General features: G+C 69.3%; 14 protein-coding genes. 10 read left to right on the top strand and 4 right to left on the bottom strand.

Features of this window, described 5'->3' with window-relative positions; genetic code table 11:
• Positions 1-248 precede the first annotated feature (248 nt).
• On the top strand, positions 249-1,406 hold the full coding sequence (locus DFJ67_RS35585; RefSeq protein ID WP_116073125.1) for a hypothetical protein: 1,158 nt from the start codon (positions 249-251) through the stop codon (positions 1,404-1,406).
• The gene (locus DFJ67_RS35580) at positions 1,399-2,130 is read left to right on the top strand and encodes a Fic family protein (RefSeq protein WP_116073124.1); all 732 of its coding nucleotides are present in this window, start codon (positions 1,399-1,401) and stop codon (positions 2,128-2,130) included. Before DFJ67_RS35585 ends, DFJ67_RS35580 begins: the two co-directional genes overlap by 8 nt.
• Here the strand turns inward: DFJ67_RS35580 and DFJ67_RS35575 are convergent.
• Positions 2,041-2,481 (bottom strand): hypothetical protein, encoded by a 441-nt coding sequence (locus tag DFJ67_RS35575; protein WP_116073123.1) that lies wholly within the window; start codon positions 2,479-2,481, stop codon positions 2,041-2,043. The genes DFJ67_RS35580 and DFJ67_RS35575 overlap by 90 nt on opposite strands.
• A 187-nt stretch (positions 2,482-2,668) precedes the next feature.
• On the opposite strand from DFJ67_RS35575, the gene DFJ67_RS35570 reads away from it, so the two are divergent.
• The 3 genes from DFJ67_RS35570 (at position 2,669) to DFJ67_RS35560 (ending at position 5,284) form a co-directional block, all read left to right on the top strand.
• Positions 2,669-3,634: a hypothetical protein gene (locus DFJ67_RS35570; protein ID WP_147315742.1), complete on the top strand. Its 966-nt coding sequence runs from the start codon at positions 2,669-2,671 to the stop codon at positions 3,632-3,634.
• A 142-nt stretch (positions 3,635-3,776) separates the two neighbouring features.
• A complete protein-coding gene (locus DFJ67_RS35565; protein ID WP_116073120.1) occupies positions 3,777-4,709 on the top strand; it encodes an aminoglycoside phosphotransferase family protein in 933 nt (310 codons plus the stop codon).
• Between the two features lie 293 nt (positions 4,710-5,002).
• Positions 5,003-5,284 (top strand): SCO4402 family protein, encoded by a 282-nt coding sequence (locus DFJ67_RS35560; RefSeq protein WP_116073118.1) that lies wholly within the window; start codon positions 5,003-5,005, stop codon positions 5,282-5,284.
• A 78-nt stretch (positions 5,285-5,362) separates the two neighbouring features.
• On the opposite strand, the gene DFJ67_RS35555 is transcribed toward DFJ67_RS35560, so the two are convergent.
• Positions 5,363-5,830: a hypothetical protein gene (locus DFJ67_RS35555; protein WP_116073116.1), complete on the bottom strand. Its 468-nt coding sequence runs from the start codon at positions 5,828-5,830 to the stop codon at positions 5,363-5,365.
• A gap of 364 nt (positions 5,831-6,194) precedes the next feature.
• Here DFJ67_RS35555 and DFJ67_RS35550 point away from each other — a divergent pair, with 364 nt between their 5' ends.
• Positions 6,195-7,037, top strand: a complete 843-nt coding sequence (locus DFJ67_RS35550) for a hypothetical protein (protein ID WP_116073114.1) — start codon at positions 6,195-6,197, stop codon at positions 7,035-7,037.
• Between the two features lie 47 nt (positions 7,038-7,084).
• On the top strand, positions 7,085-7,573 hold the full coding sequence (locus DFJ67_RS35545) for an adenylyltransferase/cytidyltransferase family protein (protein WP_116073112.1): 489 nt from the start codon (positions 7,085-7,087) through the stop codon (positions 7,571-7,573).
• Here DFJ67_RS35545 and DFJ67_RS35540 read toward each other — a convergent pair.
• Both DFJ67_RS35540 and cspE read right to left on the bottom strand, forming a co-directional pair.
• On the bottom strand, positions 7,570-7,851 hold the full coding sequence (locus DFJ67_RS35540) for a hypothetical protein (RefSeq protein WP_170216126.1): 282 nt from the start codon (positions 7,849-7,851) through the stop codon (positions 7,570-7,572). The two genes, DFJ67_RS35545 and DFJ67_RS35540, sit on opposite strands and share 4 nt — an antisense overlap.
• Before the next feature lie 91 nt (positions 7,852-7,942).
• Positions 7,943-8,146 carry a transcription antiterminator/RNA stability regulator CspE gene (gene cspE / locus DFJ67_RS35535; protein WP_013283833.1) on the bottom strand — a complete coding sequence of 68 codons (204 nt, stop codon included), beginning with the start codon at positions 8,144-8,146 and terminating at the stop codon, positions 7,943-7,945.
• A 272-nt stretch (positions 8,147-8,418) separates the two neighbouring features.
• On the opposite strand from cspE, the gene DFJ67_RS35530 reads away from it, so the two are divergent.
• The 3 genes from DFJ67_RS35530 to DFJ67_RS35520 are packed head-to-tail and all read left to right on the top strand — an operon-like array spanning position 8,419 to position 14,520.
• On the top strand, positions 8,419-9,084 hold the full coding sequence (locus DFJ67_RS35530; protein ID WP_116073109.1) for a Type 1 glutamine amidotransferase-like domain-containing protein: 666 nt from the start codon (positions 8,419-8,421) through the stop codon (positions 9,082-9,084).
• Between the two features lie 55 nt (positions 9,085-9,139).
• Positions 9,140-11,749, top strand: a complete 2,610-nt coding sequence (locus DFJ67_RS35525) for a helix-turn-helix transcriptional regulator (protein ID WP_147315741.1) — start codon at positions 9,140-9,142, stop codon at positions 11,747-11,749.
• Positions 11,746-14,520, top strand: coding sequence for a helix-turn-helix transcriptional regulator (locus tag DFJ67_RS35520; protein ID WP_147315740.1), 2,775 nt, complete (start codon positions 11,746-11,748; stop codon positions 14,518-14,520). The genes DFJ67_RS35525 and DFJ67_RS35520 overlap by 4 nt, the downstream gene beginning before the upstream one ends.
• The last annotated feature ends 6 nt before the right edge of the window (positions 14,521-14,526 follow it).

Raw genomic sequence — 14,526 nt, 5'->3', positions numbered from 1 at the left:
ACGCTGACTCAGACCTGTGTTCGACGATCGAGGCAACGCGGGCAGCCGCTGCGCCAATGGCCTGCTCGGCCGTACTTTCCGTATCCATATGCACATCTTGGCTCGGCCGTCATGACCTGTCCAATGTGGATGACAGCATCTTTTGGACGAGGCACCGATGGCCGCTCTGGTCCGGTGGTCAAAAAGGTGCGGCGAATGGAGGCGGCGGCCAATATCCTGGTGGGCTGTCCAACGGAAGGCTGACCACATTGACCACGGACCGGGTCCACCTGCCCGATTTTCGGCTGCTTGCCTGGCGTGACGCCGACCCCGCCAGCCGCCCTGACTTCGACCCGGCAGCCGTCGCTGAGCTGGTGCGGTCGCTGCCGCCGGCCGCCGAGGTTCCGCAAGCCGGCACCGACTGGCGGCTCGCCGATTTCTGGTGGGATCGGATGACGGCGGCCATGGTCGAGCGCTTCGGCGCGTGGGCGGTCGGTTGGCAGCACACGGTGGTGATGGAGGACTATCCGGGCCGCGGCGTCATCCCGATCTGGTGTGACGTGGAGCTGACGATCACGACACCGGCCGAGACCCTGAACCGCCTCGCCCGAGCCCTGGTGGCCTGGCATGAACTGACCGTCGAGCTCGCCACCGACGCCCGCGGCCGGTTCGCCGCGGCAGCGCCGGCCATGACTGACAACACCGACGAGCCGGTGGCCTGGCGGGCGGTGAAGGCGCCCGGCATCAGCCGCTTCAACCCCGCGCGCTTCGCCCGCAGTGTTCCCCACCCGGAGAGCCTGAGCTGGGCCGACGTCGATCCGCGAGGGCGGGACTTCGACCGGGCGACGGTTGCGGCAATGGTCGCCGAGCTGGTCACCGCCACGAATCTCCCGGCGCAGGAGGCGGACTGGCGTTTGCGAGACCTCTGGCTGGAGAGCGTATCGATCGGCTTCACCGAACGGTATGGTCTGTGGGCGGTCGGCTGGCGCTGGTCGGTCGGTGAGGGTGACCTCGATGGCGGGCCGGTCGGCAACTGGTGCTGTTTCCGTCACTCGGTCACGACCCCGCAGGAGACCGCAGCCGTTATCTCCGCCTCGCTGATCGAGTGGCGCGACTGGTTGAACGAGCTCGCCGAACGGTTCGACCGTTTCCTCCCGCTGGCCGCCGACGACCTCGACGGCTGGGAACGCGCCGTCGCCCACCTGGTGACCGCGGTCGGTGACCGCACCCAGTACGACTCCGCCTGGTACAGCTGCTGCACCGCCGTCCTCCGCTGGTTCCTCGAAGCGGCTGGCATCGGCGCCGACGAGCACGGGAAGTTGCTCGACCACGCGGTCGGCGGCAGTTTCGCCAGCTGGGTCGAGCCGGACAGGGAACTCGTGGCTTCGGTCGCCGAACGCATTGCCAGGCGGGTGGCCGGTGCCTGACCAGCTCACAACCTGGCAGCGCGTCCGCGAGCAGGTGCGGTGGCGCGACGTCGTCCCGCACCCGCGAACCCCGCTTCGCGCTGTCCGGGACGGGTTCATCGCCCATGCGGCGATCGGCGAGGACCAACCACGGCGGCGACTGCTGCTGGCCGCGTACGACGATGTCCGGTCTGCGGCGGCGACCGGCGCCGATCTCATCCCGGACCTGACGGCCCGCTGGAACGCGATGCTGCGCGGCATCCCCGCCGCCGGTTTCCGCCGGGGCCCAGCTTTCGCCAAGAACGGCCGGGATCGATACGGGCTACACCCCGACACCCAGCAACGGTACGAGTCGTGCCTGTTGGAAGCCGCTGACCCGACGATCCCGGCGACAGCTCGCGCCGCCCGGGCCTATCTCGATGTCGCGTTCTTCCACCCTTACGACGACGGCAACGCCCGCCTGGGCGGCTTGGTCCTGCACTTCGTGCTGCTGCGTGCCGGCGTCGAACTCGACGAGGTGCGCCCCATCCTCACCACCGTTCGCCGAGCTGACGACGCCGACGGCGCAGCCGACTTCGCCCGCCTGGTGCACGGCATCGCCACCGCCACTCACCGCCGCTGGTTCCGCGCGGCATTCTCTGACCAGGGCCAACGGTCAGCGTCTGCCGGCGGCCAGGGCGACCAGAAACTGTCCGCCGCCCGCGTCGACGCTCGCGGTCACCGGCAGTCCGGGCACCAGCCGTGAGAACCGGTCGACCAGCCAGTCCGCCGCCTCCTGGGCGTCCTTCTTGCTGGGACAGCGGGCGACCAACTCGCGGCCACCCTTGCGTTCGAGCCGTTCGGCGACAGTGATCAGCGGCGCGGGCTCCACGACGTGCAGCCGCTCCGGCCAGGCGATGACCACCTTCACCGCGCCCTTGCGGGTGTTGCAGGCACGGTGCGCGAGCCGCTCGGCGACCTTGGCCTTCTTGTCGGCGGTGCGGCTGTCGACGCTGGGACCACGCGGGTCGTTCACCGACACGTCGCCGTCGACTGGCTCGTCGCACACCCAGCATCGCCAGCTGTCACGCTTCGCGACGTCATCGAGGAGACTCATCCGAGCAACCTAGCGTGTTGGCCCCCAGCGAACGACAGCGCCGCTCGGCGCGACCTGGCGACAGAGGCAGGGCGACTGCGCAGGTGCGTCTCGACGGCGGGATACAACCCACAACCGCGCACCGTGATACGGGTTTGTCGTTCAAGGTCGCGACGGGCATCCTCGAGTCGTGCAATGGACAGACGACATGACTGTGCGTCTCGCTCGTGGAACGTCGACGCGGGCTCTGGTCTCCTACCTGCGAGCGGCGGACGAGGCGGGGACGCGCCGGCCCGACGTCCTTGCCGTGTTGACCGAGCGGTTCGCCCTGCCCTTCGACGATGCGCGGCTCGCCATGGATCGTGTCGCCGGCGGAGTCGTTCGCGCCGCGTCCGGCAACCCCGCCAACGAGCCGGACCCGGTGAAGGACCCATTGGCGTGGACCTCGTACCGGATCGAGCTCGGGTTGCCCGTTGATGATGATGTTGTTGGACCATCGGCCAAGGAACGAGCGTCCGCGGAGGCGCTCCTTGAGCGAGCGAGGCGGGGCAAGCCCACGCGTGGCACGAAAGATGTCGCCGTTGCGCTCGAGGTAGCACGCTTGGCGGTCGCGTCGCAGGAGACCGGACGGACGCGCTTCCAACTCCTCCTCGAAGCGGCGACGTCACTATCGGTCGCAGCCGAAGCGTGCATCAAACGGTTGGGGCGGCGGCCTTGTGCCCCGGAGGGCTCCCAGGAATGGGTCGACGGCGTCGCGCTCGCCGAGGCCGCGCGTCAAGTCACCGCCAGTTTCGCTGCCGGGCCCGATGCGCAGCTCGAGGAGCGTGGCCTCGGGCTGGTCGGACGCATCGTCACGCGCCTGTTGGGCCAAAGTCACGCCTTCGTGGGACGAGCGATGATCGAGTCGGCACGGTGCATCCAGCGAAACGGCGACCCAGACCGGGCCGCCACCTTCGTCGAGCCGGTACTGGATGATTTCGAACCCCTCCTCGATCAGTTCCAGGACGACGCCCCATTCGACGAGTACGTCATCGCCCTTGAACACCTGCTGGCCGCGGCCGAGCTGATCATCGAGGTTAGAGGCAGTTCAACCGAGATCGAAGGACTTCGCGACCGCACCATGCAGGTGCTCGCCCGCGCATCGAGGGCAGAATCGCGTTACGGAACATGCTGACGAACTGTTCAAGTCGCTGTTCGCGTCCGAACTTCGGACCCAGCACGCCCGCTCATGCCGATGAGCGGTCGTGCCGACCGCTTCTGCCCTCCGCGACGAAACTTGGTCGAGCGGCGACCGGATTCTGTGTCAGGGTACGACGGTGATCGAAAAGCCGGATATCCCTGACTCGGTGCTGGTCGAGGGTGTGCACGACGGTTGGGGCCTGTTCGTCGATGAGGTCGTCTTCCTGCCGGTGGGTTTGGATGGGGCGGCATGGGCCTACGAAGTGCGCATTCTGGGTGGCGGGCGCCGGTTCTTGAAAGTGCGGACGGGAGAGTTCACCCGGCCAGCCCTACCTGTGCCGTCGTACCTTTTCGCTCACGGGCTGACACAGGTTGTCGCACCGATCGGCGGCGTCCACGCGGCGAGTGGGCTGCGGTTGGCGTTGTATCCGTTCATCGACGGCGAAAATTTATGGAGCCGGGGTCTGACCGATGCGCAGTGGACGGCATACGGCCGGTTCCTCGGCGCGTTGCACGCCGTGGAACTGCCGGACGAGGTCGCGGCGCTCCTGCCGATCGAGGCGTATGCGAGCACAGCACCGCACCGTGTCCGAGCGTTGGCCGACCAGGCGGCCGCCGATCCGGCGCTGGGACCGCTGTGGCGCCGGCATAGCGGGCAGTTGTCAGCCTGGGCAGACGAGGCCGAACGGCTGGAGTGTGAAGCGGCAGCTGCTCCCCGGCCGATCGTGGTATGCCACGCCGACATTCATCCAGGCAACCTCCTGGCCGACGGCAGCGACGATTTGCGCGTCGTCGACTGGGACGCGCCAGTCCGGGCCCCGAGGGAACGCGATTTGATGTTCGTCTTCGGAACCGAGTTCGGCGAGCATCCGATCAACGCTCGCAGGGAGGCACAGTTCCGCAGCGGATACGGCCCGCTCGACCTGGATGACAACATGCTTCGCTACTACCGACTGGAGCGACGGCTCGACGACGTGGCCCTATTCGCAGCGACGGTCCTCGACGAGTCGGCCACCGAGGCGGCCCGGGCCTACGAGCTTGAGTTACTCGCTCAGATCCTCGAACGCTGAGGTCCAGCCATGCGACACGATGATCCGGTGACACCCGGACCGAGCCCGGCCAACGGCGACAGGCAACCGGTCCATCGCGATCAACGAATACGGGCTGACGCTCGGGCTGCTGCCCTTGCTGGTAAGGCCACCAGACGAGGTGACCGCAACCGTCGCGCCGCAGGACCCGACGAACCCCCGATCCGAGCGCTGCTGCGGTTTGCGCTCGAAGTCCCGGGACCGATCGGGCACGCGCGTCCTGAGGCTTTCGAGTTTCGCCCAAAGAGCGTCGCGACCACCAGATCGGCGGCAGCATGGCCACGATTGCCTGGCCCGATCGCAGGGCCGACATCATCGCCGGCCTCGCGGTCCTCGTGACACTGCGCGCGCACAGTCTGATGCCCTGGCCCGGTCTGACCGAGGCGGTGCACTGGCTGGTCGACGACACCCACTGGGACCAGCTCCCACCCCTGCGCGACATCGGCACCATCCTCGCCAGCGCCAGCGAGGCCGACGCGACCACCGAGACAATCCAACCCCTGTTGGCCATTCTCGATGAGCTCGGACCCGCCGAACCTGACGTCGCGCGCGGCTGAAATGCGCCGAACGGGAACGGTCCGCTTGGCTGGCTTGACCTGCGCCGGGAGGCGATCCTCGCCCTCGAGAGGAACGGGCTATGTGCCGGCGGCCGCAGAATATCGATCCACCTGTCTGGTCAGCAGATCGGCTACGAAATCAGCGTCAGCGCTCATGAGCCCGCCCGTGCCGGACGAGATGAGTGTCGGCCCCACGATGGCGAATCCCTGTAGGACTGTCGCACCCTGCGTCTCGATGCGTACCCCGAGGCTGGCATCGCCCGCGTTCGGCAGGTTCATCAGCGCATAGGTGACCTTCTGCCCCTCCGAGGTGTCCTTCTTGCATGTCTGGAGGATCGCGGCCATCTTCTCGAACGAAGCTTTCGCCTGGTCGGCGTTGGCGTACTGCCGCAAGGAGATCACGGCGACCTCCGCATTCAGGCCGCCGCCCTTCTGGTACGAAGCAGATACTTCAATCTTCGCTGTGTACGGCTGCCGGTAATTGCAGAACGTCTTGTCGGGGCGGTCTTGGTCTTTGGACTGGTCCTCGCTGTAGCCGGTCGGCATCTCCTTGAGCGGGAGGAGCGCGTTGGTGAGGGCGGCCTTATCGAGGATTCTGTAGCTCGGTGAGGCAGGGGTGCCGGCAGGCGCCGAGTTCGATCTATCACGTGTGTTGCGTCGCCAGGAGCTGGCACTCGTCACCGCGGTGTATGAAGCTGGCGTCGACTTCGCCGAGATGACGAAGGTGCTCCCCGGGTGGCCACGTCTTTGCAGAGGGCCTTGACGCACCGGCGCTTGCCATGCTCCCGGACGGCCCGCTCCATGACGTCGGCCTCCGTCCTGAGCTGCGGCGCAACATTGTCACAACGGGTGCGCAACTGCCGGATTCTTCGATGCGGGGCAACAACGATCCCGCATCGAAGGTGAGGGCATGATGTTCAAGAGGATCGCGCGTATCGCGGCGGTCAGTGTCGTGGCGGTGGCCGGCGTTCTACACGTCGCCTCGGCGCCGGCGGCGGCCGCGCCATACGGCGGCTACCACGCGAGCTGTAGCACCGTGGTCAACCCGGGCAACGAGTACTGGTTCCACGACAAGAGCTGGTCGGAGTTCGTCGACCTCAGCGACTTCTATTTCGACAACGGATACCGGGTCACCGAGCTGGACGTGGTCGGCCATGACGTCACCGCGGTCTTCCGGCCCGGTTCCGGCGCTCAGTGGGTCCACGGCCACATGTCGATCGGCGAATTCGAGGACTGGGACGACACCTACTACGCCCAGGGCCTGCGGTTGGCCGAATTCGATCGGGACGGCGACGAGTTCTTCGCGGTGTGGCGTACGGGCAGCGGCGAGCGGTTCTGGCGGACCGCCATCCCGACGTGGACCGACTTCAAGAACCAGGACGACGTGTTGTGGGACCAGGGTTTCCGCCTCGTCGACATCGTCATCCGTGAGGATGGCAAGATCGGCGGGCTGTGGCGCTCCGACCAGGGCAGCTCGGGCCAGCGGTGGAACTACGGCATCCTGGCCGGCGGCGCTGACGCCAACAACGAGAGTGCCTTCCAGAAGCTCAACCGGGAGCGCAAGGAGGCGGGCTACGAGCTGCGGATCCTCAAGGCGTTCAACAACGACGCCTACCGGGTGGCCGTGTGGCGCTACCGGGGTGGCACCTTCAACCAGTCCACCGCGAACTTCATGACCACCGACGCCATGCGGGACTGGGAGAAGGCCTGCCGCGCTGGGGGCATGCGGATCGTGACCCTCGACGTCACCTAGGACCGTCACGCGGCACCGAGATACGTCAACACCGCGAGGACCCGCCGGTGGTCCTCGCGGTGTTGGCCAGGCGTACCTTGGCCAGGATGGAGAACCCAGACGTGGGTACGACTGCTACATCGCGGGTTTACGTCGACATGGTTGGAGACCTGTTCCACGCGGGCCACGTGTCGCTCCTGCGGGAGGCGCGCCGCCATGGTGACTGGTTGGTCGTCGGCGTGCTGGCCGACGACGCCGCAGCCTCCTACAAGCGTCGTCCCATCATGACCCTCGCGGAGCGTGTCGCCGTGATCGAGTCGTGCAGGTATGTCGACGAGGTGATCGAGGACGCCCCGCTCCAAGTGACCGAAGAGTTTCTTGCCCAGCACGGGATCACCACCGTGGTGCACGGCGACGACTTGTCGCCCGAGGGGGCCGAGTTCGTATATGGGCCCGCTATGGCAGCCGGCAAGCTCAGGTATGTTCGGCGCACGGGAGGAATCTCAACCACCCAGTTGATCCAGCGGGTGCTCGCGAGAGCTGGCGCAGGCGATTAGAACGGGACGGGCCCGCGGCCTGCCAACGACATCAACACCTGCGTGGCGAGTAGTTTGCGCATGCCGGTGACGGCGACTGTCCCCACCCGATCGTAGGGGAGTTCCAGTTGGAGCCCCTCGACGGCGTTGCGGAGGTCCGTCGTGATCTCGTCCGGACGGAAGGTGCCGCCCCAGCCGTTGAGTCCGCCGCGCTGGTTGGTGGTGAGGGAGGCCATGCCAGATATGCATGCGCCGTCGACCAGGATCAGCCTCGCAGGGCCCGAGTAGGTCGTCGTCATAGTCATGTCCTTCAGGGGTGTCGAGCCGGGCTCGTGAAACGCCGAACGGCGGCCCGCTCAACCGGGCGGGCCGCCGTTCGCAGAGCGTGGGTCAGAGCGGCCGGATGTTCTCCGCCTGCGGGCCCTTCTGGCCCTGAGTGATGTCGAACTCCACCTTCTGGTTCTCGTCGAGGCTGCGGAAGCCGCTCGCCGAGATCGCGGAGAAGTGGGCGAAGACGTCTGCGCCGCCGTCGTCGGGGCTGATGAAGCCGAAGCCCTTGTCGGCGTTGAACCACTTCACGGTGCCTGTAGTCATGTCTGCTCCTTCGCAGGCTGTTGGAGGCCGCACTGTGCGGACCCCTTACGCCGCCGCGTTGATCGCCCGCGTCGAAACGACACGAAAAACGAAAGGCGCCTGGATGGTTTCAAATACCCCATCAGGCGCCAGAAAACGTCTACGGAAATCAAAACTGCAACGCCATAAACCTAGCACATCCTCCGCCGTCGGCGCTGCCGAGGGACCTCCGGAAGGGGACGCCGGAACTACGATCAAGCGCACACATCCTTCCGCGCGGAACCGGAGGCACCGTGAAACTCCTGCTCACCTCAGGCGGAGTGACGAACCCGAGCATCCACTCGGCTCTCGTGCAGCTGCTCGGCAAGCCGATCGCCGACTGCCACGCCCTCTGTGTCCCGACCGCGCAGTGGGGGCACCCGATGTGCGGTCCGACATCCGTACGTGGCTTCGTCGCCGCCGATCCCGCGCCCGACTGGCAGTATCTGTCCGGCCTGGGCTGGGCGTCCCTCGGTGTCCTCGAGCTCACCGCACTGCCCACGATCGGCGCGGAGCGGTGGGTCCCCTGGGTCCGCGAAGCCGACGTGCTCCTGGTCGACGGCGGCGACGCCACCTACCTGTGCCATTGGATGCGCGAGTCCGGGCTGGCCGACCTGCTGCCTTCGCTGCCCGACAAGGTCTGGGTGGGCGTCAGCGCCGGAAGCATGGTGATGACACCCCGGATCGGCGGCTCCTTCGTCGAGTGGGCGTCGGCGCCGGACGACCGTACCCTCGGTGTCGTCGATTTCTCGATTTTCCCGCACTTGAACGCCTTCCCCACGAACACCCCGGCCGACGCGGAGCGGTGGGCCGCCGACATCGGCATCCCGGCCTACGCCATCGACGAACAGACGGCGATCAAGGTCGTCGATGGCTCCGTCGAGGTGATCTCCGAAGGCCAATGGAAGAAGTTCGGGTGACCGAGCCGACGTGGACGGCCGCTGACGTCGGTGGGTAGATGTACGCGCGAGCACGATGAGATCGGAAACGATGGCGACGGCACAGCGGGCGCACCTCGATCCGCCTGATGCCGGGCGAGTCGCGGCGCTGCGGGCGGTCGTCGGTTACCTGGGCGACCCGTCGGCCGCACCGGGTATCTACCTCCAGGGGCGGTCGGGCGTCGGGATGTCCACGGTGCTGTCGAGCGTCGTGCGTCGGGCCCGTCGGCGTGGGCAGCGGCCGATTGTGATCAGTGCGTCCTACGCGGAGCGTGACGTCGCCTTCGCCGGACTGCACCAGGTGCTGCACGCGTGCCGGCGGCTGACGGCCGCGCGCTCGGCGATCGAGGTGCTGACCACCGCGGTCGTCGGCGGGACCGTCGACTCGGCTGTTGTGGCGGCCACCGGATCCCTGTTCGGCGCGATCGCGGCTGATGGGCCCGCGCTGATCGTCGTCGACAACGCACACCGCCTGGATGCCCAGACGACCGAAACAATGGCCCGTACCCTCGCCGGCGTGCCCATACCGGGCTTGGCCGTGATCCTGGGCGGCCGCCAGGCGGGCGCGGTCGCCTGGCCGGCGCTGCGGATCCGGACGCTCCCTGGTCTGGGGTCGTCCGCAGCCGCGCGGCTGCTGCGGGCGCGGGCGCCCGGGTTGAACCCGTGGCTGGCCGACAGGATCCTCGACGACGCGGCCGGTCGGCCGCTCGCCCTGATCGAGCTGCCGATCGCCTGGCGCGACCGGCACACGCCCGGAGCCGATCTCCTTGAGCCGCACTCACCGCTGACCACGCGGCTGGCGCAGTCCCTGCTGGAAGACATCGCCGAACTGCCCGCGGCGGCCCGCAGGATCCTGCTGCTGGTCGCGGCCGGCGAAATGTGCCGGCCTGAGCACCTGCGCCGCCTGGAGGGTCCGTCGGCGACCGAGCACATCGACTCGCTGGTCGCGGCCGGCCGGCTGGCGAACGACACCGACGGCGTCCGGCTGGCGGATCCATTACTGGCCGCAGCGCTGGTGCAGGCCGCGGCGCCCGGCGATCTGCGCGTCACCCAGGAGCAGCTTGGCGGACCTCCGACCCACGACCACCGCGATGGGGTACGCCGCGCCTTGGCGTCGGCGCGTGCTGGCAGACGCGGTGAGCGGGCCGGCCGGGAACTCGTCGCGAGCGCGCTCGTCGCCATGGATCTCGGTCGCTTCGACGTTGTCGCTGCCTTGCTCGACGCCTTGCCCGCGGGGCTCAACCCGGTCGACGCGGTCCGGCGGGACATCTTGTCGCGGCGGATCGACGACGCGACGTGGCGGCGTTCGTCGTCGGCGGAGGCCGTGTGCGCGGTCGCCGACACCTGCCGCGCCGCCGGCGACTCGGCCCTGGCTCTGGACCTGCTGGCCGCCTTCGCCGAGACGGTCACCTGGGAAGACGTCGACGAGTCAGCGGGCCAACGGTTACTGACGTCCCTGAACGCACTCGAGGACCACCAACACGACCCGCGCTGGTTGTTGGTGTGCGCGACCGCCGACCCCGCACGGGCTGACGCGTCGGCCCGACTCACTCCCGGTGCCCTGGGCCGACTTTCCGACGACGACCTGGTGCATCTGGGGTTGGCGATGCGGCGGCTGGGCCGCCTCGAACGTGCTGCCGAGTTGCTCGGCCCGGTGGTTCCGTCGCTGACCCGAGACCGCCGATTCGGGGCGCTGGTGCCGGTGGTGGCCGCCCTGGCCGATGTCGAGCTGTTCCTTGGCCGGTGGGAGCTCGCCGACGAGCATCTGCGTTGCGCGACCGAGGCGGCCGAGCGCACCGGCCAGGTCGTTTGGCGGGCCTACGCACAGGCGACTACGGGGATGCTTCGCGCCGCAAGCGGGGATGTCGAGGCCGCCCGAAGCGTCGCCGGAGCGGCGGAGCAAGGGCTCGGCGATCGGCCGGTCTGGCCCGTGCGACTACGGGTGGCCGCCGCACGTGGAACGGCGTTCATGGCCGAGGGACGCTTCGCCGAGGCGGGTCTGGAATTCGAGGCGGTGCTCGGCGGACCGAGCGTCAGCGGGTACGCGATCGACCGCGCGATCGTCGGCAGCCTCTACGCCGAAGCCGTCAGCCGCGGCCGGCCACGCCGCGCAGGCATGGCGGTGCCCCCGGCAATCGGGGCGGCGCTGCGCCGCAGCGCGTCGGCCGATGGCGAGGCGCACCTGCGCTACCTGCGCACGTTGCTGCAACCGCCAACGGACCTGGAGGCGACCTTCACCGAACTGCTCGACCGGGCCCGGCGGCTGCCCTGGCTCCGGGCCCGGGTGCAGTTGAGCTACGGATCGTGGCTGCGACGGGAACGGCGCATCGCTGACGCGCGGGAGCACCTGGACAGCGCCCGGACCGTCTTCGCGACGCTGCCGGCGCGCGCCTGGCTTGACCACACCGAGCAGGAGCTACGCGCCGCCGGCGCGGTCGAGCCGGACGCACCACCATTGGGCGGCCTGCTCTCGCCCCAGGAGTTCGCGGTGGTCCAACTGGCCGCGACCGGTCTGTCCAACCGGGAGATCGCGGTGCGCCTGGCATTGTCGCGGCGCACCGTCGAGTCGCATCTCGCGCGTGCGTACCCGAAGCTGTCGGTCGGCTCCCGCCACCAGCTGCCGGCCCGATTGCGCGAACTGACGTGACCGGGTCGACCGTGGCGGACGAGCCGATCGAGCCGGCAGGTGGCGCTTCCGGATTGGTCGGCCGCGCTCGTGAGCTCGAGGTCATCGACGGCATGCTGGCCCGGCTGGACCAGGGCGGCGGTTCGCTGCTGCTGCGCGGCGAGGCCGGCGTCGGTAAGTCGGCTCTGCTGCGACGGGCCGCCGAGCTCGCCCGCCGCCGCGGGCACCTGGTGTTGACGGCCGGCGGCACCGACGGTGACGTCATGCCCTACGCGAGCCTGCGGCGGCTGCTGCCCCCGTGGATGATCGAGTCGGTCGAGCTGCCACCCGGCCAACGGGCGGCACTGTTCGCGGCCACCCGCCCGGACGACCCTGCCGTGGTGCCGGCGCCCTACCTGGTCGGCATGGCCGCGCTGACCGCTGTCACGGAGGCGGCCGAGAGTCGCCCGATCACGCTCGCCATCGACGATGCGCACTGGCTGGACGCCGAGTCCCGCTCCGTGATCGCCTTTCTCGGCCGCCGGCTGGCCGCCGACCCCGTGCTGTTGATCGTGGCTACCAGACCGGTCGACGATCCCGACGACGCGGTGGAAGCGACAACGACCATCACGGTCCCCGCGCTTCACGACGGCGCCGCGAACGCGTTGCTCGATGCCGTGGCGCCGGACCTGGATCCCTTCATCCGCGGCCAGATTCTGCACGCCGCGCGCGGCAATCCGCTCGCGCTGACGGAGCTGCCGCGCACCTGGGCGCACACGGCGCCCGCGCACAGGGCCGCCACCGCGAACGTCCCCGTCGGCGACCACATCCGGTCGAGCTTCGCCGGTAGCTACCGCGGCCTACCCGCTCTCAGCCGCGACGTCCTGCTGGTGGCGGCACTTGACGAGCATGCGCCGGTCGCGGAGATCCTCGAGGCCGCGGAGGTGTTCCATGGGGGACACGTGCCCGCCGAAGCGTTGGGCCCGTGTGCCGCAGCGGGCCTGATCACCGTCACACCCGCGGAGGTGCTGTTCCGGCATCCTCTGGTGCGGGCCGCCGTCGTCGGATCGGACGACGCCGAACGCGTGCGTGCCGCACACCGCGCCCTGGCGGTTGTGCTCGCGCGGTCGGACCGGCGGGGCGCCCTGGCCCACCGGGCCCAGGCGGCACACGGCACCGATGACGGCCTCGCTGACGACCTTGCCGAGGCCGCGAGGGCGGCTCACCAGCGGGCCGAGACGACCCCGGCAATCTGGCTGATGGAACGAGCGGCCCGGGTCACCGGCCAACCGGGTGTGCGCGGTCACCGGCTGCTGATGGCCGCCACCTGGGCATACGAGCTCGGCGACCGCCGGACGGTCAACCGGCTACGCGCCGCGGCGTGCGCCGATCCGCTGGACACGCTCGATCAGATCCGCGCGGCATGGCTCGCCGAGCTCTTCACCGGGCACGGCAGCGACGACGTCGGGCGCATCCTGGACCTGCATGATGATGTGCGGGTCGCGTGGCGTGCGGGTGACCTCGAACTCGCCTGGAACGTGCTCATGTCCATCGCGTCCCGCTGCTACTGGACGCGCCCCGACGCGCCGACCCGGCAGCTGCTCGCCACCACCGCGCTCGCCCTGCCGGTCGCCGGATCGGAGCATCGTCTGGTCTTCGCGTTGTCCGGCATCGACCAGGTGGGCCACACGCCCCGGATCCTGGCCGAGTGCCGGCGGGCGCTCACCCGCGACATCTCGGACGCCAACGCGCTGCGCATGTATGCGATGGGTGCCGTCGTCGTCGGTGACGCCCTGCTGGCACGAGCGTTCGCCGACGAGGCCGAGCGGCTGCTGCGGGCCCAGGGCCGGCTCGGACTTCTGCCGCACGTCCTGCTCACCCGGATCCAGGCCGACTGGTTCATCGGCCACTGGGACCGCGCCCGCACGGCGCTGGACGAGGGCCGCCGCCTCGCCGACGAGACCGGCCAGCCGACCTGGCGCAACTCGGCGCGGCTCAACGAGGCCCGGCTGGCCGCGTTGACCGGCGAGTCGCGCCAGCTCGAGCGGACGCTGGCGGAGATCAATGCCGAGGCGGTCAGACAGGGAACCACCAGCTTCCTGCCCCGGGTGCAGGTCGTGCTCGGCACGGCACTGGTGGCCCGCGGCGCGTACCAGGAAGGATTCGACGCCCTTCGCCCGGTTTTCGATCCGCAGGATCCGCTGTATGACCCGCGCAGCACGTTTCCCGCGGTGATGTTCCTGGCTGATGCCGCTGTGCACACCGACCGTCGCGCGCTGGCACGCCAGCTCATCGGCGGCGTCCGTGAAGTGCTCGGCCCGGTTGCTCCGGTCGACTTCAGCGTCGTGGACGGGTACGCCGACGCGGTGCTCGCCGACGACGACCGGGCCGAGGAGCGCTATGTGCGCGCGCTCGACGGTGACGCCACGCAGTGGCCGTGGGTGCGGGCCCGGCTCGGGCTCGCGTACGGCGGGTGGTTGCGCCGCCAACGCCGCGACCTCGATGCCGTGCCGCAGCTTCAGCTGGCCCTGGCCGGGCTGTCACGGCTGGGCGCGATGCCGTGGGTCGAGCAGGCCCGGCATCAGCTCCGCGCGGCGGGGGAGCACACCGCCCTACCCCGCGTCGTGGCACGCGAGGTGCTCACCGGCGAGCAGTTGCAGATCGCGAGCCTCGCCGCTGCCGGGCTCTCCAACCGGGAGATCGGCGAGCAACTGTTCATGTCGCCGCGCACCGTCTCGTCCCACCTCTACCGGATCTTCCCGAAGTTGGGGATCACCTCTCGCGGCCAGCTGGCCGCGGTGCTGGACGATTAGCACGTC

Source organism: Asanoa ferruginea (assembly GCF_003387075.1).
In the GTDB taxonomy this organism is placed as follows: Bacteria; Actinomycetota; Actinomycetes; order Mycobacteriales; family Micromonosporaceae; genus Asanoa; species Asanoa ferruginea.
The sequence above is the reverse complement of the archived record's forward strand: the minus strand, read 5'-3'. Positions and strand labels throughout refer to the sequence as shown.

What these genes read in the sequence shown, in the direction of transcription:
- DFJ67_RS35560 (WP_116073118.1), top strand. Translation starts at nt 5,003, where the DNA reads ATGGCCACGATTGCCTGGCCCGATCGCAGGGCCGACATCATCGCCGGC.
- DFJ67_RS35525 (WP_147315741.1), top strand. Translation starts at nt 9,140, where the DNA reads ATGAGATCGGAAACGATGGCGACGGCACAGCGGGCGCACCTCGATCCG.
- DFJ67_RS35570 (WP_147315742.1), top strand. Translation starts at nt 2,669, where the DNA reads ATGACTGTGCGTCTCGCTCGTGGAACGTCGACGCGGGCTCTGGTCTCC.
- DFJ67_RS35550 (WP_116073114.1), top strand. Translation starts at nt 6,195, where the DNA reads ATGATGTTCAAGAGGATCGCGCGTATCGCGGCGGTCAGTGTCGTGGCG.
- DFJ67_RS35540 (WP_170216126.1), bottom strand. Translation starts at nt 7,851, where the DNA reads ATGACGACGACCTACTCGGGCCCTGCGAGGCTGATCCTGGTCGACGGC.
- DFJ67_RS35555 (WP_116073116.1), bottom strand. Translation starts at nt 5,830, where the DNA reads ATGCCGACCGGCTACAGCGAGGACCAGTCCAAAGACCAAGACCGCCCC.
- DFJ67_RS35575 (WP_116073123.1), bottom strand. Translation starts at nt 2,481, where the DNA reads ATGAGTCTCCTCGATGACGTCGCGAAGCGTGACAGCTGGCGATGCTGG.
- cspE (WP_013283833.1), bottom strand. Translation starts at nt 8,146, where the DNA reads ATGACTACAGGCACCGTGAAGTGGTTCAACGCCGACAAGGGCTTCGGC.